General features: G+C 71.4%; 25 protein-coding genes and 1 pseudogene. 6 read left to right on the forward strand and 20 right to left on the reverse strand.

The features are described from left to right. Positions 1-21 precede the first annotated feature (21 nt). The 11 genes from ACF1FZ_RS22355 to ACF1FZ_RS22405 all read right to left on the reverse strand — a co-directional run bounded on the left by ACF1FZ_RS22355 (position 22) and on the right by ACF1FZ_RS22405 (position 15,514). Positions 22-2,241 (reverse strand): MMPL family transporter, encoded by a 2,220-nt coding sequence (locus ACF1FZ_RS22355; RefSeq protein ID WP_391775156.1) that lies wholly within the window; start codon positions 2,239-2,241, stop codon positions 22-24. Positions 2,242-2,460: 219 nt separating this feature from the next. Then, positions 2,461-4,572, reverse strand: coding sequence for a phosphocholine-specific phospholipase C (locus ACF1FZ_RS22360; RefSeq protein ID WP_391775157.1), 2,112 nt, complete (start codon positions 4,570-4,572; stop codon positions 2,461-2,463). A gap of 181 nt (positions 4,573-4,753) precedes the next feature. Next, a complete protein-coding gene (gatB, locus tag ACF1FZ_RS22365; RefSeq protein WP_391775158.1) occupies positions 4,754-6,262 on the reverse strand; it encodes an Asp-tRNA(Asn)/Glu-tRNA(Gln) amidotransferase subunit GatB in 1,509 nt (502 codons plus the stop codon). A 16-nt stretch (positions 6,263-6,278) separates the two neighbouring features. After that, positions 6,279-6,521: a hypothetical protein gene (locus ACF1FZ_RS22370; protein ID WP_391775159.1), complete on the reverse strand. Its 243-nt coding sequence runs from the start codon at positions 6,519-6,521 to the stop codon at positions 6,279-6,281. Then, entirely contained in the window at positions 6,518-8,020 is a 1,503-nt protein-coding gene (gene gatA, locus ACF1FZ_RS22375) for an Asp-tRNA(Asn)/Glu-tRNA(Gln) amidotransferase subunit GatA (protein WP_391775160.1), read from the reverse strand. The genes ACF1FZ_RS22370 and gatA overlap by 4 nt, the downstream gene beginning before the upstream one ends. A gap of 5 nt (positions 8,021-8,025) precedes the next feature. Beyond that, positions 8,026-8,322 (reverse strand): Asp-tRNA(Asn)/Glu-tRNA(Gln) amidotransferase subunit GatC, encoded by a 297-nt coding sequence (gene gatC, locus ACF1FZ_RS22380; RefSeq protein WP_014153935.1) that lies wholly within the window; start codon positions 8,320-8,322, stop codon positions 8,026-8,028. A 153-nt stretch (positions 8,323-8,475) separates the two neighbouring features. Next, positions 8,476-10,659: a putative bifunctional diguanylate cyclase/phosphodiesterase gene (locus tag ACF1FZ_RS22385; protein WP_391775161.1), complete on the reverse strand. Its 2,184-nt coding sequence runs from the start codon at positions 10,657-10,659 to the stop codon at positions 8,476-8,478. A gap of 305 nt (positions 10,660-10,964) precedes the next feature. Then, the gene (ligA, locus tag ACF1FZ_RS22390) at positions 10,965-13,163 is read right to left on the reverse strand and encodes an NAD-dependent DNA ligase LigA (protein WP_391775162.1); all 2,199 of its coding nucleotides are present in this window, start codon (positions 13,161-13,163) and stop codon (positions 10,965-10,967) included. Between the two features lie 47 nt (positions 13,164-13,210). Continuing rightward, complete coding sequence (locus ACF1FZ_RS22395; protein ID WP_391775163.1) at positions 13,211-14,236, reverse strand: methionine synthase; 1,026 nt, start codon at positions 14,234-14,236, stop codon at positions 13,211-13,213. A 33-nt stretch (positions 14,237-14,269) separates the two neighbouring features. Next, a complete protein-coding gene (locus tag ACF1FZ_RS22400; RefSeq protein ID WP_391775164.1) occupies positions 14,270-14,959 on the reverse strand; it encodes an SDR family oxidoreductase in 690 nt (229 codons plus the stop codon). A 15-nt stretch (positions 14,960-14,974) separates the two neighbouring features. Continuing rightward, on the reverse strand, positions 14,975-15,514 hold the full coding sequence (locus tag ACF1FZ_RS22405; protein WP_391775165.1) for a TIGR00730 family Rossman fold protein: 540 nt from the start codon (positions 15,512-15,514) through the stop codon (positions 14,975-14,977). Between the two features lie 65 nt (positions 15,515-15,579). Between ACF1FZ_RS22405 and ACF1FZ_RS22410 the strand changes: the two genes are divergently transcribed. After that, positions 15,580-15,915 carry a DUF427 domain-containing protein gene (locus ACF1FZ_RS22410; protein ID WP_391775166.1) on the forward strand — a complete coding sequence of 112 codons (336 nt, stop codon included), beginning with the start codon at positions 15,580-15,582 and terminating at the stop codon, positions 15,913-15,915. A 62-nt stretch (positions 15,916-15,977) separates the two neighbouring features. Next, positions 15,978-16,778: an alpha/beta fold hydrolase gene (locus tag ACF1FZ_RS22415; protein ID WP_391775167.1), complete on the forward strand. Its 801-nt coding sequence runs from the start codon at positions 15,978-15,980 to the stop codon at positions 16,776-16,778. A gap of 59 nt (positions 16,779-16,837) precedes the next feature. Here the strand turns inward: ACF1FZ_RS22415 and ACF1FZ_RS22420 are convergent, their stop codons facing one another. After that, positions 16,838-17,134: a hypothetical protein gene (locus ACF1FZ_RS22420; RefSeq protein WP_391775168.1), complete on the reverse strand. Its 297-nt coding sequence runs from the start codon at positions 17,132-17,134 to the stop codon at positions 16,838-16,840. 200 nt (positions 17,135-17,334) lie between these two features. Between ACF1FZ_RS22420 and ACF1FZ_RS22425 the strand changes: the two genes are divergently transcribed. Continuing rightward, a complete protein-coding gene (locus ACF1FZ_RS22425; RefSeq protein ID WP_391775169.1) occupies positions 17,335-18,153 on the forward strand; it encodes an MBL fold metallo-hydrolase in 819 nt (272 codons plus the stop codon). A gap of 180 nt (positions 18,154-18,333) precedes the next feature. On the opposite strand, the gene ACF1FZ_RS22430 is transcribed toward ACF1FZ_RS22425, so the two are convergent. The 4 genes from ACF1FZ_RS22430 to mnmA all read right to left on the reverse strand — a co-directional run bounded on the left by ACF1FZ_RS22430 (position 18,334) and on the right by mnmA (position 21,489). Continuing rightward, positions 18,334-18,972 (reverse strand): YgjP-like metallopeptidase domain-containing protein, encoded by a 639-nt coding sequence (locus ACF1FZ_RS22430; RefSeq protein ID WP_391775170.1) that lies wholly within the window; start codon positions 18,970-18,972, stop codon positions 18,334-18,336. Between the two features lie 4 nt (positions 18,973-18,976). Next, the gene (locus ACF1FZ_RS22435) at positions 18,977-19,621 is read right to left on the reverse strand and encodes an ATP/GTP-binding protein (RefSeq protein WP_391775171.1); all 645 of its coding nucleotides are present in this window, start codon (positions 19,619-19,621) and stop codon (positions 18,977-18,979) included. Then, complete coding sequence (locus tag ACF1FZ_RS22440; protein WP_391775172.1) at positions 19,618-20,226, reverse strand: ATP/GTP-binding protein; 609 nt, start codon at positions 20,224-20,226, stop codon at positions 19,618-19,620. The genes ACF1FZ_RS22435 and ACF1FZ_RS22440 overlap by 4 nt, the downstream gene beginning before the upstream one ends. A gap of 129 nt (positions 20,227-20,355) precedes the next feature. Next, positions 20,356-21,489, reverse strand: coding sequence for a tRNA 2-thiouridine(34) synthase MnmA (gene mnmA / locus ACF1FZ_RS22445; RefSeq protein WP_391775173.1), 1,134 nt, complete (start codon positions 21,487-21,489; stop codon positions 20,356-20,358). A gap of 61 nt (positions 21,490-21,550) precedes the next feature. Here mnmA and ACF1FZ_RS22450 point away from each other — a divergent pair, with 61 nt between their 5' ends. Next, positions 21,551-22,246: an N-acetylmuramoyl-L-alanine amidase gene (locus ACF1FZ_RS22450; protein ID WP_391775174.1), complete on the forward strand. Its 696-nt coding sequence runs from the start codon at positions 21,551-21,553 to the stop codon at positions 22,244-22,246. Here ACF1FZ_RS22450 and ACF1FZ_RS22455 read toward each other — a convergent pair. From ACF1FZ_RS22455 to ACF1FZ_RS22465, 3 genes are all read right to left on the reverse strand, one after another. Beyond that, entirely contained in the window at positions 22,239-23,408 is a 1,170-nt protein-coding gene (locus ACF1FZ_RS22455) for a cysteine desulfurase family protein (RefSeq protein ID WP_391775175.1), read from the reverse strand. The genes ACF1FZ_RS22450 and ACF1FZ_RS22455 overlap by 8 nt on opposite strands. 122 nt (positions 23,409-23,530) lie before the next feature. Continuing rightward, positions 23,531-23,845, reverse strand: a complete 315-nt coding sequence (locus ACF1FZ_RS22460; RefSeq protein ID WP_391775176.1) for a DUF4190 domain-containing protein — start codon at positions 23,843-23,845, stop codon at positions 23,531-23,533. 15 nt (positions 23,846-23,860) lie between these two features. Continuing rightward, positions 23,861-24,037, reverse strand: a complete 177-nt coding sequence (locus ACF1FZ_RS22465) for a hypothetical protein (protein ID WP_391775295.1) — start codon at positions 24,035-24,037, stop codon at positions 23,861-23,863. Between the two features lie 84 nt (positions 24,038-24,121). Here ACF1FZ_RS22465 and ACF1FZ_RS22470 point away from each other — a divergent pair, with 84 nt between their 5' ends. Further along, positions 24,122-24,745 (forward strand): TetR family transcriptional regulator, encoded by a 624-nt coding sequence (locus ACF1FZ_RS22470; RefSeq protein ID WP_391775177.1) that lies wholly within the window; start codon positions 24,122-24,124, stop codon positions 24,743-24,745. 10 nt (positions 24,746-24,755) lie between these two features. Beyond that, positions 24,756-25,576 (forward strand): annotated as a pseudogene (locus ACF1FZ_RS22475) (alpha/beta fold hydrolase); the annotation flags it as partial. An 82-nt stretch (positions 25,577-25,658) separates the two neighbouring features. On the opposite strand, the gene ACF1FZ_RS22480 reads toward ACF1FZ_RS22475, so the two are convergent. After that, complete coding sequence (locus ACF1FZ_RS22480) at positions 25,659-26,525, reverse strand: thioesterase family protein (protein ID WP_391775178.1); 867 nt, start codon at positions 26,523-26,525, stop codon at positions 25,659-25,661. Positions 26,526-26,584: the final 59 nt, after the last annotated feature.

Consider the following 26,584-nt stretch of genomic DNA (forward strand, 5'->3'; position numbering starts at 1 on the left):
CCCCCCGGTCTTCGAGACGTCTCAGTGGATGCGCTCCGCGACGGGCCGGCCGGAGTCGTCGGTGCGTCTTCCCGGAATCCTCGCACGTGGTGCCGTGCGGTCCGGCGGCTCGATACTGATGCGCGGAAGCGCCCGGTCCAGCCGGGCGGGCAGCCACCAGTTCGCGCCCCCGAGCATGTGCATCAGCGCGGGCACCAGCAAAGTGCGCAGGACGAAGGCGTCGAGTGCGACGGCGGCGGCCAGCGCGATGCCGAACATCGCGATGACGCGGTCGCCGCTGAGGACGAAGGCGAGAAAGACCGAAATCATGATCACGGCAGCCGAGTTGATCACCCGCCCGGTCTCCGCGAGGCCGACTCGCACCGACCTGCGGTTGTCCCCGGTCTCCAGCCACTCCTCGTACATCCGGCCGACGAGGAAGACCTGGTAGTCCATCGACAGCCCGAAGAGAACCGAGACCATGATCACTGGAAGGAAGGGCTCGATGGGGCCCGCGCTCCCGAGCCCCAGCAGCTCGCTCCCCCACCCCCACTGGAAGACCGCGACGACGACGCCGAAGGAGGCGGCCACGGCGGCCACGTTCATCACCGCGGCCTTGAGGGGAACGGCGAGGGAGCGGAAGGCCAGGAGCAGGAGCAGGCAGCCCAGCCCGATGACCACCCCGACGAAGAGCGGCAGCTTGCCGATGATGATCTCCGCGAAGTCGTCGTAACCGGCCGTCACCCCACCCACGTGGATCCGGAGCGAGGTGGAATCCGTCGTCGACGGCAGGACCTCGTGACGCAGCCGGTGGACGAGTTCGCTGGTCCGCTGTGACTGCGGCGCGGACTCCGGGACGACGGTGAGGAACGCGGTGTCGCCGCTGCCGTCGTACGTCACCGGACTCACCGAGGCGACGCCGTCGGTGCCCCGCAGTACCGTGGGCAGGCCGTCCAGGGCGAGCCGGTCGTCGGCTCCGTCGAGGCGGGCGGCCAGCGTCAGCGGCCCGTTGACACCGGCGCCGAACCCGTCGGCCAGGAGGTCGTACGCCTGGCGGGTGGTGGCCGTCGCGGGGTTGTTGCCCTGGTCGGAGGTGCCCAGGTGCAGGGAGAGGGTGGGCAGCGCGAGCACGGCCATGACGGCGGCGGCGGCCGCTCCCAGCAGCCGGGGGCGCCGCTCGACGAAGACCGACCAGCGGGCGGCGAAGCCGGTGGCCCGTTCGCTCTGCGGCCCGTGCTCGGCGAGCCGCTCGCGCTCCCGCCGGCTCAGGGCCCGCATGCCGGTGCAGGAGAGCAGCGCGGGCAGCAGGGTCACGGATGCCGCGACGGTCAGCATCACGGTGAGGGAGGCGGCGATCGCGACGCCGTTGAGGAAGCCGAGCCGCAGGACCAGCATGCCCAGCAGGGCGACACAGACGGTGGCTCCGGCGAAGACGACGGCACGCCCGGTCGTCGCGACGGCGTTCTGCGCCGCTTCGGGCACGGAGAGGCCGCGGCGCAGCCCCCGCCGGTGCCGGGTGACGATGAAGAGCGCGTAGTCGATGCCGACGCCGAGCCCGATGAGCATGCCCAGCATGGGCGCGAAGTCCGCGACGATCATGACGTGCCCGAGCAGCACGGTGCCCGCGTACGCCGTGCCGACGGAGACGAGAGCGGTGGCGATCGGCAGCAGGCTCGCGGCGAGCGAACCGAAAGCGAGGAAGAGGACCACTGCGGCGACGACCACCCCGATGGCCTCGCTCAGATGGAGGGCGGGGGCTTCGGTCAGTGCGACGGCGGTGCCGCCGAGCTCGACCCGGAGTCCTGCGCCCGCGGCCTCCCGCGCGGTGTCGACGACGGCCTGCGCCTGTTCGGGCGGGATCTCACCGGCCCGGTGGTCGAAGGTGACCGTCGCGTAGGCGGTGCGTCCGTCCGCGCTGATCTGTCCCCGGGCCGCCGGTCCGTAGGGGCCGGTGACGTCACCCACACCGGGCAGCGCTCCGATCTCGTGCAGTGTCCTGGTCATCGTCCGCTCGACACCGGCGTCGCGGACTGTGGAGCCGGAGGTGTGCCAGACGACGGTGCCGGTGTCCCCTCCGAGGTCCTTGAACCCCGACCGCAGGAGCTCGCCCGCACGGCCCGACTCGGTGCCCGGCACCTCGTAGTCGTTGGAGTACGCGGAACCCGCGAATCCCGCCGCGGTGGCCACGCCCCCGAGGGCGGACAGCCAGATGAGGACGGCGGCGAGGCGGTGCTTGAGGCACCAGCGTGCGATGGCGGCCAACGGACGTGCTCCTGGGCTTCGTGGACCGTAGGGGACATGCCGGGGACATCCCACGAGTCTCATGACCTGAGTGGCTCACTCTGTCAGCGATTTGCGGTCATGTGCCGCTTTCGTGGCCATGGTCACATGGCTTGATTTCCACCCTCACCGCACGCCCGTCCTCACCGCACGGTCCGCACTTCACCGCACGCCCCACGCCTGGCCCCCGCCTCCCGCCCGTCAGCCGGAGACGCTCGCCCTGCCGTTCTCGATGTGGCCCATCAGCCGGCGCCGGAAGGATCCCGCCTCGTCGGCCGTCACCACCAGGTCGTACCAGCCGTGGGCGTCGGCCGCCGAATGCACGACCGTCCGGCTGCGCCCCGGCTTGACCGTGACCGTCCGCGTCCAGTCCCGCAGGTCGTCCTCGTCGACGTAGCCGAGGGGCCGCACGGTGTAGGTCAGCGTCCGCCTGCCGTTGTTGCGCAGCGTGAGGTGTACGTCCCGCTCGTGGGCGTCGATGCGGGAGGAGACTTCCGCGGCACCGCCGGAGGCTCCTTCGAACTCACGCCTGAAGCCGTTCGGGCCGGTGACCGTGAAGCGGTACCCCACGCCGGTCAGCGGCACCGTCCATCGTGCCGTGCCCCGGACGTCCCGGTGCTGCGGAGCGGCGAACTCCTGCGCGTACGGGTAGAGCGTGAAGTGCGCGGAAGACCTGCCGGTGTTGCTGAGTTCCAGACGCAGCCCGCCGTCCGCCTGCTTCGCCTGCGCGTCGGGCTGGTAGGGCAGGGGCCTGGCCGGGCGGACGCCCGCTTCCGGAACCGGCATCTGCTGGAGGGCCGGTGGCTTCGGCCGCCAGCGTCCGCCGAACGGCGGGATCGCGGCGGGGCGCTCCGTCCCGGGCTGCCGCCGCGCACGGGTGAAGTCGAAGGCCGAGGTGAGGTCGCCGGTGACCTGGCGCCGCCAGTCACCGATGTTGGGCTCCTTCACGCCCGTGCAGCGCTCCAGGAGGCGGATCACGGAGGTGTGGTCGAAGACCTCGGAGCAGACGTATCCACCGACCGACCACGGGGAGACGACGAGCAGCGGGACCCGCACGCCGAGCCCGGTGGGCTTGCCCTCCCACTGCTCCTCGGTCACCTCGGCGGGGGCGACCGGAGGTGGCACGTGGTCGAAGAAACCGTCGTTCTCGTCGTAGTTGATGAGAACGGCCGTGCGCCGCCACACGTCGGGGTGCTTGCCGAGTGCGTCCAGGATCTTGTAGACGATCGTCGCGCTGTGCACCGGCGAGGAGACGCTCGGATGTTCGGAGTCCGCCGCCGACGGGACCAGGTAGGAGACCTCGGGCAGGGTCCCCGCCGCCACGTCCTTGGCGAACTCGTCGGCGAGCGTGCCCGTCTCGACCCGGCGCAGCCCTCTCTCGAACAGACTGCGTTCGGCCGCCGTCAGGCCGGCGACACCCTCGTCGAGCAGCCCCAGCAGCCGTTCCCGCTCGGCGGCCCCGTCCGCGTCGCGCACGGTGGCGTAGAAGGACTCCATGTAGGTGTGGCCGCCGGTCTTCGCCAGGGCCTTGCGGGCGATGGCCTTGAAGGTGGCGAAGAACTCGATCTGGTTGTCGGTGAAGTTCTCCCACTCGGTGTACGTCTTCCAGCTCCGTCCGGCCTTCTCCAGCCGCTCGGCGTACGTGCCCCAGTCGTATCCGGGGTGGGTGCCCTCGCTGTACGCGTCGTTGCCCACGGCTCGCTTGCCGTTCGGTTCGCTGCCCGTCCTCCCGCTCCACAGGTGGTTACGGTTCGGACTGGTGGAGGTGTGGATCGAGGAGTGGTAGGCGTCGCAGACCGTGAAGGTGTCGGCGAGTTCGTAGTGCAGCGGGATGTCACCGCGGTCGTAGTACGCCATGGTCGCGGACGTCTTCGCGGTGACCCAGCCGTTCATCCAGCCACCGGCCCACGCCCTGGCGCCACCGCTCCATGAGTGGTCGAGGTCACCGATGTACTGCAGGTCCTTCTTCTGCGCCTCGGCGGCCTCACGCACGGGGAACGGCAGCACGGTCGTGCCCAGCGGCCCCGGCTGTTCGAAGACGGACCTGCCGGAGGGGAGTTCGATCGCGTTGCGGTCGCCGAAGCCGCGCACTCCGCGCAGCATTCCGAAGTAGTGGTCGAAGGAACGGTTCTCCTGCATCAGGATCACCACGTGCTCGATGGCGTCCGGTCCCGCACCACCGGACCGGTCGGCCGCGGGCTGTGCGGCGATCGCCGCCTGGAGCGACGGTGGCAGGAACGATCCCGCCGCAGCGGCGCCGAGCGCGCCGCCCCCGAGCGCGAAAAGCCGCCGCCGTGACATGTCCGTGGTCAAGTGCGCCTCCCGATTCCGTATCTACGGCTGGAAGCTAATCAGGCCGGGTGGCGACGGAGAGGCCTCCGTACGGACTGGCGGTGAACGTCCGGCCGGCGGGTGGACCGGCGGCAGGGACCGGGCAGCGCAAAGGGGCGGCGCACCCGGTTCACGGGTGCGCCGCCCCCAGGGCGTGCCGGGGTCAGCCCTCGACGCCGAGCTTCTCCAGGATCAGCTCACGCACGCGCGCCGCGTCCGCCTGGCCACGGGTGGCCTTCATGACCGCGCCCACCAGTGCACCGGCCGCGGCGACCTTGCCGCCACGGATCTTGTCCGCGATCGCCGCGTTCGCCGCGATGGCCTCGTCCACGGCGGTGCCCAGCGCACCCTCGTCGGAGACGACCTTCAGGCCGCGCTTCTCGACGACGGTGTCCGGGTCGCCCTCGCCCGCGAGGACGCCCTCGAGGACCTGGCGCGCCAGCTTGTCGTTGAGGTCGCCCGCGGCCACCAGCTCCGCCACCCGGGCGACCTGCGCCGGGGTGACCGGCAGTTCGTCCAGGCTGCGGCCGGTCTCGTTGGCGTTGCGGGCGAGCTCGCCCATCCACCACTTGCGGGCCTGGTCGGAGGGAGCGCCCGCGTCCGTCGTGGCGACGATCAGGTCGACCGCGCCCGCGTTGAGGATGGACTGCATGTCGTGCTCGTTGACACCCCACTCCTCCTTCAGCCGCTTGCGGCGCAGCCGGGGCAGCTCGGGAAGGCCCTTGCGGAGTTCCTCGACCCAGTCGCGGGAAGGGGCGACCGGTACCAGGTCCGGCTCGGGGAAGTAGCGGTAGTCCTCGGCGTTGTCCTTGATGCGGCCGGCCGTGGTGGAGCCGTCCTCCTCGTGGAAGTGCCGGGTCTCCTGCACGATCGTCCCGCCGGAGTTCAGGACCGCGGCGTGGCGCTGGATCTCGAAGCGGGCGGCACGCTCGACGGAGCGCAGCGAGTTGACGTTCTTCGTCTCGGAACGCGTGCCGAACTTCTCGGTGCCGTGGGGGCGCAGCGACAGGTTGACGTCGCAGCGCATCTGGCCCATCTCCATCCGGGCCTCCGAGACACCGAGCGCCTTGATGAGCTCGCGGAGCTCGGCGACGTACGCCTTGGCGACCTCGGGGGCACGTGCACCGGCACCCTCGATCGGCTTGGTGACGATCTCGATGAGCGGGATACCCGCACGGTTGTAGTCGAGCAGCGAGTGCGAGGCGCCGTGGATACGGCCGGTGGCACCGCCGACGTGCGTCGACTTGCCGGTGTCCTCCTCCATGTGCGCGCGCTCGATCTCCACGCGGAAGATCTCCCCGTCCTCCAGCTGGACGTCCAGATAGCCGTTGTAGGCGATCGGCTCGTCGTACTGGGAGGTCTGGAAGTTCTTCGGCATGTCCGGATAGAAGTAGTTCTTCCGGGCGAAGCGGCACCACTCGGCGATCTCGCAGTTCAGCGCGAGGCCGATCTTGACGGCGGACTCGACGCCGATCTCGTTGACGACCGGCAGCGCGCCCGGCAGTCCGAGGCAGACCGGGCAGGTCTGCGAGTTCGCGTCCTGCTTGAGCTCGGTGGAGCATCCGCAGAACATCTTGGTCCTGGTGCCGAGCTCCACATGGACCTCGAGGCCCATGACGGGGTCGTACGTCGCGAGGGCATCCTCGTACGACTCCAGGTCGATGACAGTCACGATGAAACTTTCCCTCTCAGCCCAGCAGGACGTCGTCGTCGCCGAGACGCTTGAGCTCGCGGTAGAGGATCGCGAGTCCGGTCACGATCGCGGCGGCGGATACGGCGGCGTCGATCAGCCGCAACGTGTCGTTGTCCTGGCGGGCCATCCGCGCCTGCTTGACGACGCTGAGCGCGCCGAAAGCGGTGGTGCCCAGGGACACGTACACGCCGGACTTGGACGACTTGAAGTTCTTGGCCTTCTTAGCCATTGCGCTCATAGTGACGGAGCCTCCTCAAGCAGCGGGTGCCCCCACTTTTCCACGAAAGCGGCCTCGACGGCTGCTCCGACCTTGTACAGCCGGTCGTCCTTCATGGCGGGGGCGATGATCTGCAGTCCGACCGGCAGGCCGTCCTCCGGGGCCAGGCCGCAGGGCAGCGACATGGCGGAGTTGCCTGCGAGGTTGGCCGGAATGGTGCACAGGTCCGCGAGGTACATCGCCATCGGGTCGTCGGCACGCTCGCCGATCGGGAAGGCGGTGGTGGGTGTCGTCGGCGAGACGATCACGTCCACCTGCTCGAACGCCTTCTCGAAGTCCTGGGTGATGAGGGTGCGGACCTTCTGCGCCGAGCCGTAGTACGCGTCGTAGTAGCCGGAGCTGAGCGCGTACGTACCGAGGATGATGCGGCGCTTGACCTCGTCGCCGAAGCCGGCCTCGCGGGTGAGGGCGGTGACGTCCTCGGCGGAGCGCGTGCCGTCGTCGCCGACCCGCAGGCCGTAGCGCATGGCGTCGAAGCGCGCCAGGTTCGAGGAGCACTCGGACGGCGCGATCAGGTAGTACGCCGAGAGCGCGAGATCGAAGGACGGGCAGTCCAGCTCGACGATCGTGGCGCCGAGGGACTTCAGCAGTTCGACGGACTCGTCGAACCGCTGGACGACCCCTGCCTGGTAACCCTCGCCCGCGAACTGCTTGACCACACCGACGCGCATGCCCTGTACGGAACCGTTGCGCGCGGCCTCGACGACCGGCGGGACGGGTGAGTCGATGGACGTCGAGTCCAGCGGGTCGTGTCCGCCGATGACCTCGTGCAGCAGCGCCGCGTCCAGGACCGTACGGGCACAGGGGCCGCCCTGGTCGAGGGAGGACGAGAAGGCGACCATGCCGTAACGGGAGACGCCGCCGTAGGTGGGCTTGACGCCGACGGTGCCGGTGACGGCGGCGGGCTGGCGGATGGAGCCGCCGGTGTCCGTGCCGATGGCGAGCGGGGCCTCGAAGGAGGCGAGCGCGGCGGAGGAACCGCCACCGGAACCGCCCGGGATGCGGGTGAGGTCCCAGGGGTTGCCGGTCGGGCCGTAGGCGCTGTTCTCGGTGGAGGACCCCATGGCGAACTCGTCCATGTTGGTCTTGCCGAGGATGACGACGTCGGCCGCCTTCAGCTTCTTCGTGAGGGTCGCGTCGTACGGCGGGACCCAGCCCTCGAGGATCTTCGAACCGACGGTGGTCGGCATGTCCTGAGTGGTGAAGATGTCCTTGAGCGCCAGCGGGACGCCGGCCAGCGGGCCGAGCTTCTCGCCGGCCTCACGCTTGGCGTCGACGGCGCGGGCCTGCGCGAGCGCACCCTCGCGGTCGATGTGCAGGAAGGCGTGGACCTTCTCGTCGACGGCGTCGATCCGGGCCAGGTGGGCCTCGGTGACCTCGACGGCCGTCAGCTCGCCGGAGGCGATCTTCTCGGCGATCCGGGCCGCGGTGAGCTTGATGATGGTGCTGATGTCCGTCATGGCTGTTAGTCCTCCCCCAGGATCTGCGGCACCTTGAAACGCTGCTGCTCCTGGGCCGGGGCGCCGGAGAGCGCCTGCTCGGGGGTGAGCGACGGACGGACCTCGTCCGCCCGCATGACGTTGGTCAGCGGCAGCGGGTGGGAGGTCGGCGGTACGTCTTGGTCGGCGACCTCGGAGACGCGGGCGACCGCGCCGATGATGTCGTCGAGCTGACCGGCGAAGTGCTCGAGCTCTTCGCCCTTCAGCTCCAGACGCGCCAGCCGGGCGAGGTGGGCGACCTCCTCGCGCGTGATGCCAGGCATGCAGCGATCCTCAGGGGTTGGTGTGTGGTTTTGGCCCAATCCTATGGGGTCGCCGGACACCTCTGCGGCGCGCGGACCGAGCCCGGCCGGCGATTGGCGACAAAACGGCCACCGCGGTCTCTCGCCCGGCGCGCCCCTGGGGCGCCCGGCGCCTCAGGCCGTCGCCGGACCCGGGTTCAGCGCGTGCCCCGCGGGCCTGGGCGCCGGACCCGGGTTCAGCGCGTGCCCCGCGGGCCTGGGCGCCGGCTCGGGCGCCACCACCGGTGCCGCCGCGGCCTCCCGCTCCGCCGGCCGCCGCCATCCGTGCTCGCCCCGCGCCCGGAGCCAGGCCGTCGTCTCCTGCGGTGGCATCGCGGCGGCGACCAGCCACCCCTGCACCGCGTCGCAGCGCAGGTCACGCAGCCGCTCCCAGGTCTCGTCGTCCTCCACCCCCTCGGCGACGACGATCAGCCCGAGCGAGTGGGCCAGGTCGATGGTGCAGCGGACGATCTCTGCGTCCTCGTGGTCCACCGCCAGCCGCGCCACGAACGACCGGTCGATCTTGAGCTCGCTGACCGGCAGTTTTCGCAGATGGACGAGGGAGGAGTAGCCGGTGCCGAAGTCGTCGAGGGACATCTTCACCCCGTGCCCGGTCAGCCCCGCCAGGGTGTCGGCGGCCCGCTGGGGGTCCTCCAGCAGGACGTGCTCGGTTATCTCCAGTTGCAGCGCACCGGCCGGGACACCGTGCCGGGCGAGCCGTGCGGCGACGCTGCCCGCGAAGCCGGGGGTGTGGACGTCGCGCGGCGAGACGTTGACGGCGACGGGGACGAACAGCCCCTGCGCCCGCCACCGGGCCACCTGGGCCAGTGCGGTCTCCAGCACGTATTCGGTGAGGTGGGGCATCAGCCCGGAGGACTCCGCGATCGCGATGAACTCGTCCGGGGGCACCCGTCCGCGTTCCGGGTGCACCCAGCGTACGAGCGCTTCGAGGCCGGCCACCTGGCCGTCGAAGCGGACCTTGGGCTGGTAGTGGAGTTCCACCTCACGGGCGTCCAGGGCCCGGCGCAGATCACCCAGCAGGCCGAGCCGGTCCGGGGTGTTGCTGTCGCGCTTGGACTCGTAGACCTCCACGCCCGTACGGTCCCGCTTGGCCTGGTACATGGCCACGTCCGCGCGCCGCAGCAGCCCTTCGGCGTCCAGCGCGTGGTCGGGGTGGACGGCGACACCCGCGCTCGCCTCCAGCACGAGCGTCAGCCCGTCCAGGTCCAGCGGCGAGGAGAGTTCGGTGACGAGGTTGCGGGCGACGCGCTGGGCGCTGGTGATCGAGTCCGCCGTCGGCAGCAGTACGGCGAATTCGTCGCCGCCGAGCCTCGCGGCCTCCGCGCCACGTGGCAGGGCGATCCGCAGCCGTTCCGCGATCTGGAGCAGGAGGCGGTCCCCGGCGAGATGGCCGAGGGTGTCGTTGACGGCCCGGAAACGGTCGAGGTCGATGAGGACGAGTGCGGACCTGGTGCCGGTGCCGTCGGCTTCCTCCAGCGCCGTCCACGTGCGCTCCAGGAGCCACTGACGGTTGGGCAGGCCGGTGAGCGGGTCCCTCAACTGTTCCTCGGCCCGTGCGCGGGCGATCCAGAGCGTGGAGTCCAGGGCGATCAACGGGACGGCGAAGAGCGGCAGCAGCACGGGCTTGGCCGAAGCCACCACACAGATCAACGGAGCGATGCCGAGCAGGGCGACCGCCACGAGGCCCTGGCGTAACAGCGCGGTGCGGGCGATCGTCGGGAGCCCGCCGCCCTGGGGCGCCCTGGCGTACCACAGCAGGAGGCGGGTGACGAGGAGATACGCGGCGGCGGCGAGCAGCACTTCCGGTACGGCGCCGATGCCCCAGTGGAGAGGCCGCCAGGGCGTCTCGACACTCGGCACGTCACCGAAGGCGGACAGGACGAGCGCCGCGGCACCGATGCCGAGTATGTCCACGGCCCCGTGGAGCAGCCCCTGCGACCACCGGTGGCGCCTGGCCGAACCGACGAGCACCACGACGACGAGGCTCACCAGTCCGGCGGCGACCCAGCCGTAGAGGAGCAGGACGGCAAGGGTGAGGGCGGCGCCGGAACCGGTGCCGCCCCACCAGCGGTCGCGGCCCAGGGCGACCAGATGGCCCACGATGATTCCGGTGAGCAGGGCGAGCGACCAGCCCGCGGTGCCGGCGGGGAACAGCGCGTGGCCCTCGTGCACCGTCCGGTAGAACCCGGTCGCGAGCTGCACGACGGCGACCGCCACGACGACGGCGCCCACCCTGGAGGTGAGGCCCGCGAAACCTCGCAGCCGCGACACCGGTGCGGCGCTCTCGGTCGGTTCCATTCCGTCCCTCTCACAGCCTGCGGTGCCGACGTCCCACGGTGGCCCCCGCTCCCATGCCACCACGACCCGAACCCCACCACGCGGCCGGGCACGGCAGGTGCTCGTTCAACAGTAGGCCGACGAGGGTCCACACGGGCAGCGCTCTGCAGCTCCTGCCTGAATGCGGTCCCGGCCCCCCTGACTGTCCGACATACGCCGAACGGGTGATGCGGACCGGGTTTTCCGGCTCCCTCCTGACCGCCTCGTCCGCTTACTTCCCCCGTCGTTCATGACCACGCGTCGTCCACATATCGATCGCGCCTCGATCAGGCCCGCTCGGCGGGTACCGCGGCCTCCCGGGCGGCGTCCGGCCCCTGTTCGAGGAGCACGGCGAAGCCGTCCTCGTCGAGGACGGGCACCTTCAGCTGCATCGCCTTGTCGTACTTCGACCCCGGGCTGTCACCCACCACCACGAAGGAGGTCTTCTTCGAGACGGAACCGGTGACCTTCGCCCCGAGGCTCTGGAGCGCGTCCTTGGCTCCGTCCCTGGTGTGCGCGGCCAGGGTGCCGGTGACCACGACGGTGAGCCCTTCCAGCGGCCGTGGCCCTTCGTCCTCGCCCGCACCCTCGTCCTCCATCCGGACGCCGGCCTCCCGCCATTTGCGCAGGATCTCCCGGTGCCAGTCCTCGGCGAACCACTGTTTGACCGAGGCGGCGATGATCGGGCCCACCCCGTCCGCCGCGGCGAGCTCCTCCTCGGAGGCCTCGTCGATCCGGTCGACGGACCGGAACTGCCTGGCCAGTTCGACGGCGGCCACCGGCCCGACGTGCCGGATCGAGAGCCCGGTGAGGATACGGGCGAGCGGGGCCTGCCTGGCCGCCGCGATGCCCTCCAGCATGCCGAGGGCGTTCTTCTTCGGTTCACCCTGCTGGTTGGCGAAGACCGTGGCGATCTTCTCCTCACCCGTCTTCGGGTCGCGCTTGGGCAGTCCGCTGTCCGCGTCGAGGACGTACGCCCGGATCGGCAGCAGCTGTTCCACCGTCAGGCCGAAGAGGTCCCCCTCGTCCAGCAGGGGCGGCTCGGCGGGCTCCAACGGCTTGGTCAGGGCGGCGGCGGCCACATAGCCGAAGTGGTCGATGTCCAGGCACTTACGGCCGGCGAGATAGGCCAGGCGCTCCCGCAGCTGGGCGGGGCAGGAGCGGGCGTTGGGGCAGCGGAGGTCGATGTCGGCCTCCTTCATGGGGCGCAGTGCCGTCCCGCACTCGGGGCACTCGGACGGCATGACGAACTCCCGCTCGCTGCCGTCGCGCAGATCGACGACGGGTCCGAGGATCTCCGGGATGACGTCGCCCGCCTTGCGGAGCACCACCGTGTCGCCGATGAGGACGCCCTTGGCCTTCACCACGTTCTGGTTGTGCAGGGTGGCGAATTCGACCTCGGAACCCGCCACCTCGACCGGCTCGACCTGGGCGTACGGCGTGACCCGGCCGGTGCGTCCGACGCCGACCCGGATGTTGACCAGCTTGGTGTTGACTTCCTGGGGCGCGTATTTCCAGGCGATCGCCCAGCGGGGCGCGCGCGAGGTGGAGCCCAGTCTTCCCTGGAGCGGGATCTCGTCGAGCTTGATGACGACGCCGTCGATCTCGTGCTCGACCGACTGCCGGTTCTCGCCGAAGTGGGCGATGAACTCCCGTGCCTCGTCCAGGGACCGGACCACCTTGTTGTGTTCGGCGGTCGGCAGTCCCCATTCCCTCAGCAGGTCGTAGGCCTGGGAGAGCCGGTCGATGTCGAAGCCCTCGCGTGCGCCGATACCGTGCACGACCATGTGCAGCGGGCGGGTGGCGGTGACCTTCGGGTCCTTCTGCCGCAGCGATCCCGCCGCCGCGTTGCGCGGGTTGGCGAAGGGCTTGTCACCGGCTTCGACCAGCCGGGCGTTGAGCCCTTCGAAGGCCTCCATGGGGAAGAAGACCTCGCCGCGGATCTCGACGAGCGCGGGGACACGGTCGCCCTTGAGGCGGAGCGGGATGTCCGCGATCGTACGGACGTTGGGGGTGATGTCCTCCCCCGTGCGGCCGTCGCCGCGGGTCGCCGCGCGGGTGAGCCTGCCGTGCTCGTAGGTGAGGTTGACGGCGAGACCGTCCACCTTGAGCTCGCACAGGAAGTGGTAACCGCCCCTGCCCACGTCCTTCTCCACCCGCTCGGCCCAGGCCGCGAGCTCCGCGTCGTCGAAGGCGTTGTCCAGCGAGAGCAGGCGCTCGCGGTGCTCGACCGAGGTGAATTCCGTGGTGTAGGGACCTGCCACCTTCTGGGTCGGCGAGTCCGGTGTGCGCAGCTCGGGGTACTCGTCCTCGACGGCTTCCAGCGCGCGCATCAGCCGGTCGAACTCGGCGTCGTCGACGACCGGCTGGTCCTTCACGTAATACCGGAAGCGGTGCTCCTCGATCTGCTCGGCGAGGAGCGCGTGCTGCTCCTGCACCTCCGCCGGCACACTCGTGAGCTGCTGCGCCTGCTGTTCACCGGCCATCGCCTGTTCCTCCGTTGCCCCGTCGGCCTTCCGGCCTCTTCGACCCGTTACTCAGGGTTGTCCGCGAGCGACCTCGCGGCCCGGGCGCAGTGGGCGAGCGCGGCGCGCGCGTACGCGGGCGACGCGCCCGCCAGCCCGCAGGACGGAGTGATCACGACGGACTCGCTGAGAGTCCCCGGATTCAGTCCCAGCCTGCTCCACAACGTCCTGACCTCCTTGACGCTACCGCCCGGGTCCGACAATGGGGTCGAGGCGGCTTCGAGGCCGGGAACCACGCCGAGGAAGAGCTGGGTGCCGCCTTCGACGGCTTCCCCGACCGCCTCCTCCTCGCGCCCGGTGAGCAGGGAGAAGTCGAAGGAGACCGCGTCCGCCCCGGCACGGCGCAGCAGCGCGAACGGCACCTCGGGTGCGCACGAGTGCACGGCCGTGAGCCCTTCGGCGTTGGCCGCGAGCACCTCGCGCAGCGTTCCCTCGACCACCTGGCGGTCCACGGCGCGGTAGGTGCGGTAGCCGCTCGCCGACCTGACCCGCCCCAGCAGCACGGCGGTCAGGGAGGGTTCGTCGAGCTGGAGCACGATCCCGGCGCCGGGGACCCTGCGCCGCACCTCCGCGAGGTGGGAGCGCAGCCCTTCGGCCAGTGAGCCCGCCAGGTCGCGGCAGGCCCCCGGGTCACCGAGCATGGCCTCGCCCCCCCGTAGTTCCAGCCCGGCGGCGAGGGTCCACGGCCCGACGGCCTGGACCTTGAGCAGTCCCTCGTAGCCCTGGGTGAACTCCTCCAGGGCGTCGAGGTCCTCGCCGAGCCAGGAGCGGGCCCGGCGGGTGTCGCGGCCGGGCCGGTCACTGATGCGCCAGCCGCTGGGCTCCACGTGGCCGTACATCTCGACGAGCAGGCCGATGGTCCGTCCGGTCATGTCCGCGCCGGGGCCACGCGCGGGCAGCTCCGGCAGATACGGGATGCCCTGCCCGTCGGCGAAGGACCCGGTGACGGTCTTGGCCGCCTCCCGGGCGTCTCCCCCCGGCATGGACCCGATCCCGGTGGCTGCACTCGCGCTGAACCTGCTCTTCTCGCTCACGCGGAAAGCCTACGGGCCGCCGGGGGCGGGGCTTCAACGGCCGGGGCGGACCGTCAGGTCGTTGATCTCGGCGTCGCGCGGCAGGTCGAGCGCCAGCAGGACCGTGGAGGCCACCGAATCGGGGTCGATCCAGCGCGAGGCGTCGTACTCCTTGCCCTCCTGCTGATGGACCTTGGCCTGCATCGGGCTGGCGGTGCGGCCCGGATAGACGGAGGTGACCCTGACGCCGTTTCCGTGTTCCTCGTGGCGCAGCGAGTCGGCGAGCGCCTTGAGTCCGTGCTTGCTCGCGGCGTACGCGGCCCATTCGGCGTGTGCCGCGAGTCCGGCACCGGAGTTCACGAACACGACGTGTCCCTGGGCGACACGAAGCTGCGGCAGCAGCAGACGTGTCAGCTCGGCCGGGGAGACCAGGTTGGCGTTGAGCTGGAAGTGCCAGGCCTTGGGGGTGAGCTCGCCGACGGTGCCGAGTTCGACGACGCCCGCGATGTGCAGCAGCGAGTCGAGGCGTTCGGGCATCGGCTGCTGCCCGAACGCCCAGGAGAGCCGGTCGGGGTTGGCGAGGTCGCCGACGAGTGTGCGCGCCCCGGGGTGGAGCGCGGCCAGTTCCTTGGCGCGTCCCGCGTCCCGGGCCAGCAGCACGAGCTCGTCGCCGCGTTCCAGGAGCCGGCGGGCGACGGCCGCGCCGATGCCGGAGCCGGCGCCGGTGATGAGGTGAGTAGGCATGCCCTCATGCTCGCATCACTGCAGGCCGGCCGACTCCTCCAGGTAGGCGAGCGCGCCGACCGCGTCCTCGGCGAAGAAGACGAGGTCGGTGAGGGGCAGGGGCAGGAAGCCCTCCTCGTCCATGCGCTGGAACTGCTGGCGCAGACCGTCGTAGAAGCCTGCGGTGTTCAGCAGGACCACGGGCTTGGTGTGCTTGCCGTGCTTCTTGAGCTCCAGGATCTCCGTGGCTTCGTCGAGCGTCCCCAGGCCTCCGACCATGATGACGATCGCGTCGGCCTTCTCCAGGAGCAGCGCCTTGCGCTCGGCCAGGTCCTTGGCGACGAACATCTCGTCGGCGTCCGCCCTGGCCAGCGTGGCCATGAACTCCACCGAGACGCCGACGAGCCGCCCGCCCGCCTCCTGGGCACCGTCGGCGACGACCTTCATCAGCCCGCTCTCCGACCCGCCCCAGACGAGGGTGTGTCCGCCCCTGCCCAGGAGCTCGGCGAACTCGCGGGCGGGCACCGTGTAGCGGTCGTCGAGGTCGGCGGCGGAGAGGAAGACGCAGATGTTCATGCGGACACCGTACGGCGGGCCCCGGGCGCGGGAAGAAACCGGTCTGTTCCGCGGCTGAACCAGGTATGACCTCCCTCACAGGACACACGATCACCGTCGGACCCGCGGCCGTCCACGTGCGCGCGGTGCACGACGGGCAGGTGCTCGCCGAGAGCCGCAGCCCGCTGGTGCTGCGCGAGACGGGTTGCCCCGACCGCTACTACCTGCCGCCCGAGGATGTCCGTGCCGACCTGCTGACGCCCTCGGACACCCGTACGCACTGCCCCTTCAAGGGGGACGCGTCGTACTGGTCGCTGCCCGGCGCGGCGGACCTCGTCTGGGCCTATCCGGAACCCAGGGACCAAGTCGCCGCGATCAAGGACCACTTCTGCTTCTACGCGACGGAGGTCGTCCCCGGCTGACGGTCGAAAACATTTCTCCGCCGGGGCGATGAGTTCCGCGGGGTGCGGCAGTCCACCCTCACATGGACAAGACTCTCTCCCGTGACGGCACGTCGATCGCGTACCGCCGCCGCGGCGAAGGACCGCCGGTGGTCCTGGTCGGCGGGGCCCTGAGCACCGCGGCCGACGAGGCGCCGCTGGCCGCCCTGCTGGCCCCGCGGTTCACGGTCGTCACGTACGACCGCCGGGGCCGCGGGGCGAGCGGCGACGGCGGGCCGTACGGCGTCCGCCGTGAGATCGAGGACCTGGCGGCGGTCGCGGCCGCTGTGGGCGGGCGCGTCTCGCTGTTCGGCATGCTGTCGGGCGGCGCGCTGGCCCTGGAGGCGCAGGCCGCGGGGCTGCCCGTGGAGCTGCTCGCGGTCTACGATCCGCCGTACACCCCCGGCGCCGCCGGCCTCCTGTACAAGTCCCGGTGTACAGCGCTGCTGCACCGGCTGCTGGCGGAGGGTGACCGGGGCGGTGCCGTCGAGCTCTACCTGTCCCGGACCGGAGTCCCCGAGGAGACGATCGCCCGCATGCGCCGGGCCCCGCTGTGGTCCGGCCTGGAAGCGGTGGCCCACACCCTCGCGTACGACGACGCCCTGCTGGGCGACGGCTCGGTACCGGTCGCGAGATTCGCGTCCGTCACCGCACGCACCCTGGTGGTGACCGGGGGTTTCAGCACCGCGCAGGCGCGTGCGGCGACCCTGGCCCTCGCGGCCGCGGTCCCCCGGGCCAGGCACCGCACCCTGACAGGTCAGACCCGTGATCTGGCACCGCATGTGATCGCGCCGGTGCTGGCGGAGTTCTTCGCCAGGGACGTGTTCACGCGCCAGGTTTCCTGAGACCGCCCCGCGCAGCCACGCCCGTACAGGGGTCGGACGTGAACTGCGCGGGGTCACGTTCAGGATGACGCGTATCGCTCCAGACCCGTCCGTACGTCCTCGGCGGTCATCACCGGGAACATCTCGACCCTGGCACCGAGCCGCGCGAAGAACGGCTCGGAGATGCTCGGGAGCTGAGAAGGGTCCTCCAGGTCGATGACGACGAAAGCGGTACGCACTCCACTGTGCGGCCCGAAGTAGGCGGCTTCCGGCCGCAGCCGCTCCAGCGTGGACCGCATGAACTGCGCCATCTCGTTGTTCTCGATCATCTGGCTGGACTTCTGTGTGTCCATGTGGATCACCAGCATCGTTCTCATGGGCGCCTCTTCCTCTCGACGGCAAGCCGCTCCAGTGTTGGAGCGGTGTGACCGGGCCGCACCCAGGCCACGCCATTCGGGGGACACGGGACTTCCGTCAGGGCTTGATCTGCGCACCGGCCGGGAGAAGACTCGGATGAGGGGGTGAAGCGCGGAGCGGACACCGGACCGTTGGTGCCATGGGGGCGAGGAGGCCTCAGATGTTGACCCACCGGCTGGGACGGGACGTCACCGTCCTCAACGACTGTCTGCCCATACCCGGAATCGGCTTCCTGACGGTGAACGCCTTCGTGCTGCACGCCGCCGAGCCCGTCGTCGTGGACACGGGGCTCAGCCTTCCCGACCGGGGCTTCGTGGACGCGCTCGGTTCCGTCGTCGATGTCGCCGACGTGCGCTGGATCTGGCTGACCCATCCGGACCGCGACCACACCGGGGCGCTGTTCGAGCTTCTCGTCGCCGCCCCCGAGGCGCGGGTGGTGACCACCTTCCTCGGGGCGGGGATCATGTCGACAGAGCGCCCGCTGCCGACGGACCGGGTCCACCTGCTCAATCCCGGGCAGAGCCTCGACGTGGGCGACCGGACACTGGTCGGTTTCCGGCCGCCGCTGTTCGACAACCCGGCGACCGTGGGGTTCTTCGACACGGCCACGCACACCTGCTTCAGCTCCGACTGCTTCGGGGCTCCCATGCCCAGTGCCGACCTCGCCACCTGCGACGACGTGGCGGCCGTACCGGCGGACGACCTCCGGACCGGTCAGCTCCTGTGGGCGACGGTCGACAGTCCCTGGGTGCACATGATCGACCCCGCGGTGCTCCTGGGCTCGGCCGGACCGCTGCGCGCGATGGACCCCGGACGCATCCTCAGCACGCACCTGCCGCCCTCCACGGGGCGCGGGCCGGAGTTCCTCGACATGCTCGCCGCCGCACCGGGGGCCGACCCGTTCATCGGCCCGGACCAGCGAGGCCTGGAGCGGATGCTGGCCGGTTTCGAGCCCACGGCCGCACCGACCGCGACGTAGACGTCGGCCCACGACGGGGACCCGGGGCCGGCATCGGTGACCGGTCCGGGATCCTCACCCGGTCCCGCACCCGGGACCGAGGCGGTGATCGCACTGCGCTCGCACCCCTACGGACGACGGTCCGGTCCGTTCGCCTCCCCGCGCCAAACGCGCAAGCGCCCCCTTCCGGGGGGGCGTACGTCACCGCACCGCTCCACGCCACAGTTCCGGCTCCGCCTCCGCGAACAGTTCCTCGCGCGCATCGGCGTCCGGCAGCACCAGCCGTACCTGCCGCCGAAAGGCGGCGCCATGACCGGCGGCACGCAGATGACAGAGTTCGTGGACCAGGACGAGGTCCACCAACGGCGGCGGAAGCCGCGGTACCGCCCGGTGCACCATGGTGCCGCCGTCCTGCCCCAGGGCTCCCCCTCGCGGTCCGAGGTCACAGGCCTCGACCGAGGGTACGGGCAGCCCAACGCGTGACGCGTGGGAGGGCAGCCACGCGGCGAGCCGCCGAGTGCCGCACACCGCGTGCCACTGGGCGATCCGGCGTGCGCCTTCTCCGGTCGTGTGCGGCCGTGGCAGCTCCAGCCACCCTCGGTGCAGCCGCACCCGACGGCCTCCTGCCGGGGGCAGGGGCTTCAGCCGGTGGCGTCGCCCCAGGTAGGCGAAGCCAGTGCCTCCCACAAGTTCCTTAGCCGGTTCATCCGGCCTGGCCCGCCTGCGCCGAAGCTCACGCACCAGGCGCGGCAGTCTCGTCCGTACGGCCCGCGCGACCGCCGCCGGGGCGGCTCGTCCGTCTGCCCCCGGGCGCCGTGCTGTCCCTGCTGCCCACCCCACGTATTCACGCTGTTGCCTTCTCCTCCTGCCAGGACAGTTCGCGGGCGATCTCCCCCGCGCCGACTCGGGGCACTCCGCCGTAACGGCCGCGCAGATAGCCGCGCTCCAGGTTCTCGCCGTCCTTCGGGCGGGCGGCGGTCAGCGGATACAGCTTCGTCGCGCCCGACCGGTCCTTGGCCGCGATCCACACCTGGTCGCGGGCGAGCGGCCGGTCCAGTACCTCACTGCCCAGCAGGGTGGCGTCGTGCGTCGTGAAGATCAGCTGCGCGTTACGCGGGTTGGCCTTCGGGTCCTGGAGGATCCGTACGACCTCTGCCGCGAGTGTCGGGTGCAGGCTGGAGTCCAGCCCGTCCACGAGCAGGACGGCCCCCTTGCCGAGCACCGTGAGCATCGGCCCGAGGAAGGCGGACCAGGCGTGCGTTCCCAAGGACTCCCCGGTGAGGAAGTCCAGTGGGGTCCCGGTTCCGTCCGCTGTGCGGTGCCTCAGCCTGACCGCACCGGTCTCCGGGGCGATGTCCATACCGGTGACGCCGAGGGCGGCAGCGGCCAGCAGGTGCATGACGCGCTCGCGAAACCCCTCGTCCGTGCTCCGCTCGACGCGCTCCTGCGTCCACCTGGTGCGGTGCTCGACGTCCGCGCCGGGTGTCACCAGCCACAGGTTGTCCAGGCACCACCGGTGCAGTGCGGAGAGCTGCGGGTCGTTCGGCGTCGCTCCGGTGGACAGGAACAGGGCGTTCGCCCGGTGAGCGCCACCAGGTCCTCGCGACGGCCCCCGAAGCCCTCGCCCTCGAAGACGAACTCCCCGCCTTCCGCCCCGGGGCGGCCGGCTTCCCGGTCGAACCAGATCTCCCGCTTGCCCTGTGGGTATGCGTGCAGCCATTCCGCCTCGACGCGCTCGCCCGAGAGCTCGAAACCGTACGTGTAGCGGGTCCGGCTGCGCCCCGGGGTGAGGTCCACCTCATAGAGGCTGGTCTCTTCCGCGAAGGCCGGGTCGAGCTTGAACGGCCTGCGCGGCACGCCCGGCGTCTTCGCCCAGTCGGCGAACGAGGTACGGACGGCGGCGCGCATGTCCCGCAGAGCGCTGAGCATGTTGCTCTTGCCCGCAGCATCGGCGCCGAAGACGCCCAGCACCGGCAGCGCCGAGACCTCTTGCTCCGCGTGGCGAAGCCCGGTCGGACGGCCACCGCTCACACCGGGTTCCGAGCCGATCAGCGACAGCTCGCACTCATCGCGGATCGAGCGGTGATCGGCCACCCGGAAACGCAGTAGCGCCCTCGGCCTCCCGACAGGACGGGGAGGCCGGCCCCGTCCTACGTACACCGCATGCGGACGATCCGCATGCGCAGCCCATGAGCCGGCACCGGCCGTGCCGGCCCCGGCCCCTCAGCCCGCCGCCGAGGCCTTCTCCCTGCGGACCGTCGTCGCGATGGTCGCCGATCCGACGACCCGGGTGCCGTCGTACAGCACGACCGCCTGGCCGGGCGCCACCCCCCGCACCGGCTCCGTGAAGGTGACGGACAGGGTGCCGTCCACCAGCTCCGCCGTCACCTCGGTCTCCCCGCCGTGGGCACGGAGCTGGGCGGTGTACGTGCCCGGTCCCGACGGGGCGGCGCCGCACCAGCGGGGCCTGATCGCGGTCAGCGCCGTGACGTCGAGGGCTTCCACCGGGCCGACGGTCACCGTGTTGTTCACCGGGGAGATGTCCAGGACGTAGCGGGGCTTGCCGTCCGGGGCGGGGTGACCGATGCGCAGGCCCTTGCGCTGGCCGATGGTGAAGCCGAAGGCGCCCTCGTGGGTGCCGACCTTCGCGCCCGACTCGTCGAGGATGTCACCCTCCGCCGGGCCGCCGAGGCGGCCGGCGAGGAAGCCCTGGGTGTCGCCGTCGGCGATGAAGCAGATGTCGTGGCTGTCCGGCTTCTTGGCGACGGCGAGGCCCCGGCGTTCGGCCTCGGCCCGGATCTCTTCCTTGGTGGTGAGGGTGTCACCGAGCGGGAACATCGCGTGGGCGAGCTGCTTCTCGTCCAGGACGCCGAGGACGTAGCTCTGGTCCTTGGCCATGTCCGAGGCGCGGTGCATCTCCCGGGTGCCGTCGTCCTTCAGCACGACGGTGGCGTAGTGGCCGGTGCACACGGCGTCGAAGCCGAGGGCCAGCGCCTTGTCGAGCAGTGCGGCGAACTTGATCTTCTCGTTGCAGCGCAGGCAGGGGTTGGGCGTGCGCCCGGCCTCGTACTCCGCGACGAAGTCGTCCACGACGTCCTCACGGAAGCGTTCCGCCAGGTCCCAGACGTAGAACGGGATGCCGATGACGTCCGCCGCGCGGCGGGCGTCCCGGGAGTCCTCGATGGTGCAGCAACCGCGCGCACCGGTACGGAAGGACTGCGGATTCGCGGAGAGGGCGAGGTGCACACCGGTCACGTCGTGGCCTGCCTCGGCGGCTCGCGCCGCCGCGACGGCGGAGTCGACTCCGCCCGACATGGCGGCGAGCACACGGAGGGGGCGCTGGGGGGTCTGAGTCATAGCCTCACCAGGGTACGGGGCTCCGGGAACCGAATGCTCGCGGATAAGCGTTGAGCAGCACATGGGGAACAACTCAAGTGCCGGACCGCCGGGCAAGGGCCCTGGTCGCGGCATCAGCCGGCGCACGCTGCTGATCGGCGGCGGGGTCGCGGCGGCGGGTACGGCCGTCTTGGCCGCGGAAGAGATCCGGCGTGTCTGGTGGCGGGTGCCGGGCGTGGAGAAGCCCCGCAAGGCCGGTGAGCTGGACTACGCCCCGGCGAGCTGGGTCGCGGCCTCCGAGGCGAACTGGCGGCGGGCCGACCGTCCCGACGACTACGGCGTCGACCGGGTGATCGTCCACGTCACCCAGGGCAGCTTCGCCAGCGCGGTCCGTGTGTTCCAGGACCCGGCCCACCAGGCGGCGACGCACTACATCGTCGGCCAGGACGGCCGTGTGACCCAGATGATCCGGGAGCTCGACGTGGCCTACCACGCGGGGAACCGCTCGTTCAACGAACGCAGCATCGGTATCGAGCACGAGGGCTTCGTCGACCGACCGCAGGACTTCACCGCGGAGATGTACGAATCCTCCGCGCAGCTGACGGCCGCGATATGCAAGCGGCACGGGATCCCGGTCGACCGCGAGCACATCATCGGCCACGTCGAGGTGCCGGGCACGGACCACACCGATCCCGGACCGCACTGGGACTGGCCCCGCTACATGAAGCTGGTGCGCGCCGCGTCCACGGCGGGGGCCGAGGGAGCGCGGGCTAGCTGAGCCCTGCCGCCCTGGCCCGCTCGACAGCGGGGCCGATCGCTCTCGCGAGCCGCTCCACGTCCTGGCCGGTCGAGGTGTGGCCCAGCGAGAAGCGCAGCGTGCCACGCGCCAGCTCGGGGTCGGTGCCGGTGGCCAGCAGCACATGACTGGGCTGGGCGATGCCGGCCGTGCACGCCGACCCGGTGGAGCATTCGATGCCCTGGGCGTCGAGCAGCAGCAGGAGGGAGTCGCCTTCACAGCCGGGGAAGGTGAAGTGGGCGTTGGCCGGCAGCCGTCCGCCGGGTGCCGGGTCACCGCCGAGGATCGCGTCGGGAACGGCCTCGGTCACGGCGGCGGCCAGCTCGTCGCGGAGTGCGCCGATCTCCCGTGCGAAGTCCTCGCGCCCGTCGGCGGCGTGCCGTCCGGCCACGGCGAACGCGGCCACGGCGGGCACGTCGAGTGTGCCGGAGCGCACATGCCGTTCCTGGCCTCCGCCGTGCAGGACGGGTACGGGGGTCCGGTCGCGGCCGAGCAGCAGCGCGCCGACGCCGAACGGGCCGCCGATCTTGTGCGCGCTGACCGTCATCGCGGCCAGTCCGGAGCGGGCGAAGTCGACCTCCAGCTGCCCGAACGCCTGCACCGCGTCGGCGTGCATGGGGGCATCGAACTCGCGCGCCACCTCGGCCAGTTCACGTATCGGCATGACGGTGCCGATCTCGTTGTTGGCCCACATCACGGTGACCAGGGCGATCTCGTCGGGGTTGCGGGCGAGGGCCTCACGCAGAGCGTCCGGGTGCACACGTCCGTACGCGTCGACCGGGAGGTACTCGACGGTGGCGCCCTCGTGCTCGGCGAGCCAGTCCACGGCGTCGAGGACCGCGTGGTGCTCCACGGGACTGGCGAGGATGCGGGTACGCCGGGGGTCGGCGTCGCGGCGGGCCCAGTAGAGGCCCTTCACGGCGAGGTTGTCGGCCTCGGTGCCACCGGAGGTCAGGACCACCTCGCTGGGGCGTGCGCCCAGGGCGTCGGCGAGGGTTTCTCTCGACTCCTCGACGGTACGGCGGGCCCGGCGCCCGGCAGCGTGCAGGGAGGACGCGTTGCCGGTGACGGCGAGCTGCGCGGTCATCGCCGCGATCGCCTCCGGAAGCATCGGCGTGGTCGCGGCGTGGTCGAGGTAAGCCATGGTGGTGACGATTCTACGAGCTCGCGGCGCGGCGCGTACCGGGCGCGTCGCGCCACGGGCCGTGAGGGCGCGTCCGGGCCGGCGTCCCGCCCGCCTGGCCCCGGTGCGGCCCGTGGGCGAAGTCAGCCGGTGAGGTTCCAGGAGACGGTGCCGTTGCTCGTGACCAGGACCGCGAGAACGACCAGGTCGGCGATGCCGAGGGCCAGCCCGAGCAGAGCGCGGGCCCGGCGGGCGGTGGAGCGGGCGAGGGCGACGAGCGCCATGACGATCGCGGCCGGCCCGAGCAGGATGTTCATGACCAGGAGGCCGAGCAGCCCGAGCACGAACGAGGCGACGGCGAGCCCGTCGGCCTCCCGGACAGCAGGGCGGGCTCCGCCGGAGGGCGCGCCGGCGGAGCGGGCGCCGTGTGCAGCGGTGCGTGTGGTGAGGAGTGACATGGTGCGGCTCCTTCGTCAGCGGGTGCGGCGGGCGAGGCGTTCACGGACGCCGAAGACCGCCAGCCAGAGGCCGATCACGGCCGCGGCGGTCAGGGCCACAGGGAGCGGAAGGTGTGCGACCGCTCCGAGGACGACCCCCAGCAGGAGCAGGGCGGCGACGAGCACGAACATGTCCGGCCTTTCTGCGAGCATTGAGAGTACAACTGTTCACTGACTTTTGAGTCTAGTTCCTCTTACCCCTTCCTGGACTCGGCGAACGGTTGTTTACTGAATGGCATGAGTCACACCATCGGAGTCCGCCAGGCCCAGAAGCTGAAGACCCGCCAGGCACTGCTCGACGCGGCACTGGAACTGCTGGAGCACCAGAGCCTGAGCAGCCTGGGACTGCGTGAGGTGACGCGGGCCGTGGGCATGACCCCGACCGCCTTCTACCGCCACTTCGACGGCACGGCCGCCCTGGGCGTCGCCCTCGTCGAGGAGACCCTGGGGAGCCTGCACGGCATGATCGGCGCGATCCTCGCCGACACGGGGGACAGCGGGGAACGGCTCGACCGCAGCGTCGGCCTGATAGCCCGCCACGTCACGGCGCAGCCCGCCCATTTCCGCTTCATCGCCCGCGAGCAGCACGGCGGTGTCGGGCAGGTCCGCGCGGCCATCGCGGCCCAGTTGCGCGGTTTCACCGAAGAGGTGGCCCAGATCCTCGGTGCGGAGCCCGAGTCTGCGGGCTGGGACCGGGAGGACCTCCTGATGCTGGGAGGGCTGTACGTCGACCACATGGTGCTCACCGCCTCGGCGCTGCTGGACGCCGGCCCGGAGGGCGAGGAAGAGGTCGTCCGGGTGGCGCGGCGCCGGCTGCGGCTGGTCACGCTGGGCCGGACCCACTGGCTGGACGGACCGTAGGGTCGGCGCCATGAACGACCGGGCACTCGACCGGGCCTTCGACAGTTCCTCGGGCGAGGTGCGCCGGGCCGCGCCCGGCCCCGAGCAGGCCCCGCCCGCCGTCCTGGTGCACGGCACGCCCTTCTCCTCGTACGCCTGGCGCGGCATCACCCGGGGCCTGGCACAGGGCCACCGCGTGTACGCGTGGGACCTCCCCGGCTACAGCGCCTCCGCGCAGCACGCGGGCCAGGACGTGTCGCTGCGCGCCCGGGCAGAGGTGTTCGGCGAACTCATCGACCACTGAGGACCGGCCGAACCGGCGGTGGTGGCACATGACTTCGGAGGCCGCGCGGCCCTGCGCGCCCACCTCCTGCACGGCGCCCGCTACCGGCGTCCGGCCCTGGTCGATCCGGCGGCACCGGCTCCCTGGGGCTCACCCGCCTACCGACTGCCCGGCGGCCGGGCCGAGGTGTGCGGCGAGCCGCCGCCGGACCCGCACCGGGCCGTGGTGACCGGGTACGCCGGCTCGGCCAGCACCGCCGGGGACTGCACCCGGCGGTGCTGGACAGGCTCGTCGGCCCCTGGTGCACGGAGGCCGGGCGGTCCGCCTTCTACCGGCAGATCGCCCGGAACGGCCAGCGGTTCACCGACGAGGTCCAGCACCGCTACGGGGAACTGGAACTTCCCGTGCCGATCTGCTGGGGCACGGAGGACACCTGGATCCCCGCCGCCCGCGGCCATGAACTCGCCCGGCTGATCCCGGGCGCCGGGCTGCGACTGATCGAGGGGGCCGGGCATCTCGTCCAGGGGGACGCACCCGCCGAGCTCACCGCGGCCCTCACCCGTTTCCTGCGTACGGATCCGTGGCCTCGGCAAGGCCGCGGCGCGCGCCCGGAGGCCGGCCGGACCTCACCGCACCGCCATGGCGGCGGACTCAGCCGCGGGGCGCCCGGGCCAGCTGGCGGGACTGCGCGACGAGGCGGTCGGCGCTGTCCCAGACCTCGGCGTCCTCCTCCAGGAAGCCGCCCGCGAGGTTGCGGGTGGTGATGGAGACACGCAGCGGACCGGGGGCGGGGCGGCAGCGGATGTGGGTGGTGAGCTCGATGGTGGGCGTCCAGCCCTTCAGCCCCAGCTCGAAGGAGGTCGGGGGGAGCGCGTCCACGGTGAGCAGCAGCGAGAGGGGGTCGGCGTCGCGGCCGTCCGCGAGGCCGAACCAGCCCCTCATCTCCCCCTTGCCGGACGGTGCGCCGACGGCCCAGCCGACCGTCGCCGGGTCCAGCTTGATGTCGAGCCGTTCGGTGATGGCGGAGCTGCCGGGGATCGGCGCCGTCCCGTCGCTCGCTCCGAGGCAGTGCTCCAGGGGCGGGATGGCCGGGGGTTCTGCCGACGTACGGATGTCGCCGGTCAGCCCGTCCAGTTCGCCGTAGGTGGCCAGCACCCGGATGCGTTCGATCTCCGTGCCGTCCTCCGCGAACTGGAAGAGCGATGCCTCACCGGTGGAGAGCGTGCGGCCGGTACGGACGACCTGGGTGCGGATCACGGCCGGTCCGGGGACGGAGGCCGTGAGGTAGTGCGCGGAGACCGAGAAGGGGTCGGAGTGCGGGAGCGCCTCACCGAGCGCGCGGCCGAGCATGGCGAGCAGGTAGCCACCGTTGACCGCGTGGATGATCGTCCAGCCCGCGGAGAGCTCCGCGTCGTAGACGCCTTCTTCCCTGAGCGTGACGGCGGTGTCGCGGTCGAACTCGCTGTCACCGATGGTCGCCCGTACTGCGCGCGACTCCTGTGCTGCTGCCTGTGCCATGGCATGCACAGTACACCGATCGCATTACTGAGCGGTAGCTTTTGTTGCCGCCGGATGGT

The organism is Streptomyces sp. NPDC014623 (assembly GCF_043088245.1).
Taxonomy (GTDB): domain Bacteria; phylum Actinomycetota; class Actinomycetes; order Streptomycetales; family Streptomycetaceae; genus Streptomyces.